The 5,185-nt window shown below is 57.2% G+C and carries 4 protein-coding genes; 2 read left to right on the top strand and 2 right to left on the bottom strand.

Annotated elements, in window-relative coordinates:
* Both ACETWG_01070 and ACETWG_01065 read left to right on the top strand, forming a co-directional pair.
* A partial coding sequence (locus tag ACETWG_01070; protein MFB0515179.1) for a tetratricopeptide repeat protein occupies positions 1-1,681 on the top strand: 1,681 nt, incomplete at its 5' end.
* A 72-nt stretch (positions 1,682-1,753) separates the two neighbouring features.
* Positions 1,754-2,914: a hypothetical protein gene (locus ACETWG_01065; GenBank protein ID MFB0515178.1), complete on the top strand. Its 1,161-nt coding sequence runs from the start codon at positions 1,754-1,756 to the stop codon at positions 2,912-2,914.
* 55 nt (positions 2,915-2,969) lie between these two features.
* Here the strand turns inward: ACETWG_01065 and ACETWG_01060 are convergent, their stop codons facing one another.
* Positions 2,970-4,352, bottom strand: a complete 1,383-nt coding sequence (locus ACETWG_01060) for a right-handed parallel beta-helix repeat-containing protein (protein MFB0515177.1) — start codon at positions 4,350-4,352, stop codon at positions 2,970-2,972.
* A partial coding sequence (locus ACETWG_01055) for a TonB-dependent receptor (protein ID MFB0515176.1) occupies positions 4,349-5,185 on the bottom strand: 837 nt, incomplete at its 5' end. The genes ACETWG_01060 and ACETWG_01055, both read right to left, overlap by 4 nt.

Raw genomic sequence — 5,185 nt, 5'->3', positions numbered from 1 at the left:
CAGATCCAGTATGGTACCCTTACTTTTAGGCTTCATTATGGCGGCAGGATTGGTGGGGGCGCAAAAGGGCGCCTCCGTTGATCCAGATGCGAAGGGTGTCGCCGGGCGTGGAGAGCCTGCGGCGGGGAAGGAGGCTTCCACCGCGGGCAACCAGGAAACACAGGACAGTCAAGCAGCGACCGAGAGTCGTCGCAGGCCGGCACCGATTCAATCAGGTACCAGTACAAAGAAGTCCCCTTCACAATCCCAGCCTGCTGCCTCTCGTCCCAGACAGCAGCCTTCCGCCCAGCAGCGCCAGCCGACCAGCCAGCGCCAGCCAACCACCCAAACGGCCCGCAGACAGCGCCCTCCGACGCCGGCTACGCCGCCGATCAAAGTATATTCTGCGGGCGAGCTCAAGACCATGGCTGCCGACATTACCTCCTTCAGCGATCAGCTAACCGCTCTGAATCGCCAGACCGCGCGGCGATTATCACGCTTCGCTCCGTCCGATAGTGTGCCTGAGGTGAGGCGTTACCGCTTTGCGGGGGACTATCGCCTGTGGCGGCAGCTGGTCCGCCAATATGAGGACCATCCCGAGGACCAGGCCACGCTCGTTGCGCTGGCGGACCTGCAGCGACGCAACCACAAATTCAAGGAGGCTGAGACCTACCTGCTCAAGGCATTAGCCGTGGAGCCGCTGAACCAGGAGTTATTATTCAATCTGGCCCACAGCTACCTTAAGAACGGGGAGAATACCAAGGCCTGGGGCGCGTTTCAGGAGATCGTCTATCTCAATCCTGAAAGCATCGAGGCCCGTCTATTCCGGGGCTGGGTGCGGGAAAACGAGGGCAACTTTAAAGGTGCCATGGTGATCTATGCCCAGGTAGAGGAGCAGTTCGGTGCCGTTGCCGGGGTCTATTTCCACAGGGCATTGAATCTGGTAAAACGGGGGGAGTATGGTGACGCCGTGGCCCTTGCCCGGGAGGGCCTGGCGCTTTATCCCGATCACGCCCCGCTGTACTATGCCCGGGGTAAGGCCTACACCGGCCTGGGCCTGCTGGATCGGGCCAAGACCGATTTCTATGATGCCCTTTCGCTGGACGCCGACTTCCTGGAGGCCTATGCATGCCTCGGCGAGGTCTCGCTTCAGGAGGGTAATGCCACCACCGCAATCCGCGCCTACCTGCGGCTGTTGGACTCACAGCCGGGAGATGCAGCCGCCTCACTCAACCTGGGTCGGGCCTATCTGATGGACCTGCGGTTTAAAGAAGCGATACAAGAGTGGGAAATGCTGCGCTACCTGCGCCCCGAGAATCGAGCGGTGTTGCACTGGCTGCCGCAGGCTTATTATCTCTACTCGTTCGAGCTCAAGGCCCGCGGCCGGTTCCGGGAGGCACTGGAGGCGTATCACAAGGCCATGTCTCTTTCCAGGGAACAAGCATCCGGCTGGATGGTGTCCGCGCTGGTACTTGCCGGCAATGCGGCGCGAGCCCATGATGATTACCAACGCTCCATCGATTACTACACCATGGCTATAAACAATGATCCGTTCCAGGCCGATGCCTATGTGGGTCTAAGCCGGACCTATGGAGCCCTGCGGGACTCTACGCGGGCAACCAGCGCGCTTCAGCGGGCGCTGGCCATCGATCCCGATCACCCGGCTGCACGCGCGGAGCTTGGCCGTCTATCGCTGCCTTGAGGCCAGACCTAGCCTGATCGAATTCTGCCGGCAGCCATGTTGACTCTCAGAAGACTTGCCGCAATAGGTGGAGTGCTGGGCGTCCTGTCGCCCAGCCTGTCTATTGCGAACGGTGGTGTCTATGCCCCGGACTCTCTAAGCGAGATCCACGCGTCCGGTCGTGATCCCAAGGAGGCGGTATTATGGCGGGGGATTGATGCCATGTATTCTTATCGCTTCCAGGAAGCGGAGTCCGCCCTGGATTCAGCCGTGACGCTCGATCCGGACAATGTGGTAGCGCCCTTCGTGGCGATTGCCAATAAGTGGCTGCTGATGCTCGCTGAGCAGGGCTTCGAGGCCTCGCACAAAGCTCTGCTGGAGGCTATCAATGCTACCATTCCGGAGTATGAGGCCATGATTTCTCGCTCTGGTCGCCGGGCGGAGGTCCTCCTTTTTCTGGGAAGCACCTACGGTTTCAGGACCCGGCTGTACCTGGCGGACAAGAGATGGCTGGCGGGCCTGTATTCCGGGCTGAAAGGCTGGAACCAGGTCCGTCAGGCCTACGCGATGGACAGCACCCTCGCCGATGCCTATTTCCCTATCGGCATATTTGATTATTATTCCGGGATGCATTCGGCGCCCGTACAGTTGGCGGCCCGCATTTTCGGCATCAGGCCCGATCGCCGCCTGGGCATCCAGATCCTGCAGGCAGCTGTGCGCGAAGCCCCGTATGCCTGGATCGAAGCCGCCAGCACCCTGGCGATTATCTATCTGTACATCGAGAATGATCCCGAGTTGGCTTACCGATATTCCGAACTGCTGATGCAACACTATCCCGACAACTATTATTTCAATAGCCTCATGGGGGAAGCGCTGGTTCGTACCGGTCGGTTAGCTGAGGCCCGCGCCTTTATGCCGCCGTCAAAGGCTCGCATCATGCGGTCACACCCCCACCAGCGACATGAATGGTTGCTCAAATACGCCTTCCTGGAGGCTGCGGTTGCGTTCGAGCAGGGCGATTTGGAAACAGCCCTGGAGCGTTGCGAATGGGTGATTAATAACTACGAGATGGAATTCGACTGGCACCTGGGATTCGCCCATTACATGAGGGCACAGATCAGGGAAGCCCGCGGTGACTATGCTGGGTCCCGGAAGGACTACCGTGCGGTGGTTGGATTGGACAATAGGACCTATGTGGTGGAGGAAGCCCGCCAGGCACTGCGTCGCCTGGCCCGGATTAAGGAAGAAGGGTGAATCCGTCGCTGGGACACCGGGTGCCCGAGGAAACCGTCCCGGCAGAGTATGTCGTTCAGGGATCGGAGCTGGCGCCGCGCCTCCAGCCGCGGTCCGATTTTTTCAGCCTGATTTTCCAGGGAGGAAAGATCGACAGGTTGTAGACCTGGCTTCCGGGTGCTTCCCAGGCGCCGCAGGGTCCGCCAAAGGCACCCATATCATTACGGGAGCCGTCGGTGTCGTTGAAGTCCGGATCGGGGTTGCCGGCATCGATGCAGGGGGAACCGGGCTGCAGGTTGAAATCTCCCATGGTGGGATCTGCGAACAGGGGATCGTCGGCTATGTTGGTAGAATTCACGTCCGGCCATCCTTCGCCAGCGTTAGAATAAATCACGCAGGGTACCCAGGCGTAATGCGGTGGCGGGTAAATATTCCCGCCACGACCATTATTCACCACGATGCAATTCTCGATTGTTACGGTACCACCTAGGCTGTCGATTCCGCCAACCTGGAGGGCGATTCCACCTCCTTTAACACCGGCCGCATTACCCTGTATCGTGCTGTTAACAACGCGCACATCTTCAGCATCCACATCAATATAGATTCCAGCGCCCTCGTGGCTAGACGAGTTGTTGTACAGGATACAGTTCTCTATGTGTACCGAATCGGTAAGATAAAGGGCTCCGCCCAGGCCTGCCTGCGGCCATGCCGCACTGGCGACATTCTCCCGCAAGATACAGTGCCGGATTACTGAAGTGCCCCCGGCATAGACTCCGGAGCCTCTTGCAGCTATACCGTGGGTGATGGTAAAGCCGCGCAGGCTACCCCCAGACATGGTGATCAATGGCTCGTTTGACCACGCTGTTGTTCCCGATGGGCTGCGGATCAGGGTGGTACTGGCAGCACCATGGCTTGACAGGAGGTGGATTTTCTTTCTCTGGAAATCAACGGGCCGGGTAAAATATTCTCCCGGGAGAACCAGAACGGTATCGCCGTTATCGACAACCCGTGATTCCACCGCCTGTTTAATCGTGGTGCTCTCCGTGGGAACGGTAAGGCGGGTGACCGGCGGCACCATAACATCCACTTCTGAACTACCATAGGGGCCTTCAACCTGATAGACGGTTACCTGGTATCGCAAGTCCTCGTCATCGTAGATGGTATCCTTCCAGGTGTTCACATAGGGATTAGTAATGACGGCACGCAGTTCCCAATCGTCGGATAGGGTGTCCGGTGGGTGGACGTATCTCCGGATGATCTTCAGCGAGGTGAAGTTATCATACCCTACTGGGGGCCAGGCGAGGTTGACGAAAGCTGAGTCGATGAAATAGCGTTGGCTCAGCTGCGCTGTTACCTTGAAGATGGGCCCTTCCAGCGTGGGTTGCGTGTTAAATGGCCACTCGCAAACGGAAAACAACAGGAGGCACAAGAGAAAAATCAGGTGCAGTGAATACCTCACAGGCTCACCCTGAATGTGATGATTTTTCGATGAGACTCGTAGTATTGGAAGGGGGAATAGGCATCGTTTTGCAGGGGATCCGCCCTGACGGGCAGGTCCGAGAATAGGTTTCGGACGGTAAATGCTAGACTCATCTGAAGGCGCCGTACTTTCCAGCGGAGTATGATATTCAGATTGGCGCTTTCTCGACGCTCAATCCTCTCGGCGATAACAAACCCGTCATACAAGATGAACTGGGGACCATCACGGTAGAAGTCGTAACCCACAACAAGCCAGGGCAAACGAAATTCCATGAGATAGGTCATCCGGAACTGAGGCTTATTGGGGAAAATGAGAGGATCATTCAGGTTGATACTCTGGTAGGCCCACTGGCCCCTGACGCGGCGATCCCATAGATTGCCCTCAAAGGCCAGATCGTAGCCTGAAATACGGGCTACAGCAGTGTTCAGAGGGCTTGGAGGGCGGTCTTCATAGAAGCGATAGGTAATCTTGTTGGTGTACAGGTTAATGAAAAAGTTGGTGGTAATACTCAATTCCAATGGAACTGATGAGGATGTGCGGGGACGATAAATCAGGTTCAACCCGATGTCGGTTGTCGATAAGAACTCTTCTGCAAGTGGCGACTCCCGGAGCTCTTCTTCATCACTGTTTGCCCAGAGAAACAGATCGTTTATAGTGGGTTGTCGCTGGTTTCTTCCATGGTTCATGAAGAACGTATAATAGACGAAAGGAGTGCTGCCTTCCATGTGTATGCCCATGCGCCGGGTCAGTGACCGGTGGCGCAAACGACTGTCCACCGAGTGAATGATGGTATCGCTGATCCCGGAGAGGTC

The sequence above is a fragment of the Candidatus Neomarinimicrobiota bacterium genome (assembly GCA_041862535.1).
GTDB lineage: Bacteria > Fidelibacterota > Marinisomatia > SCGC-AAA003-L08 > TS1B11.
Note: the sequence above shows the minus strand (reverse complement) of the source record. Positions and strands in the feature narration are given on the sequence as shown.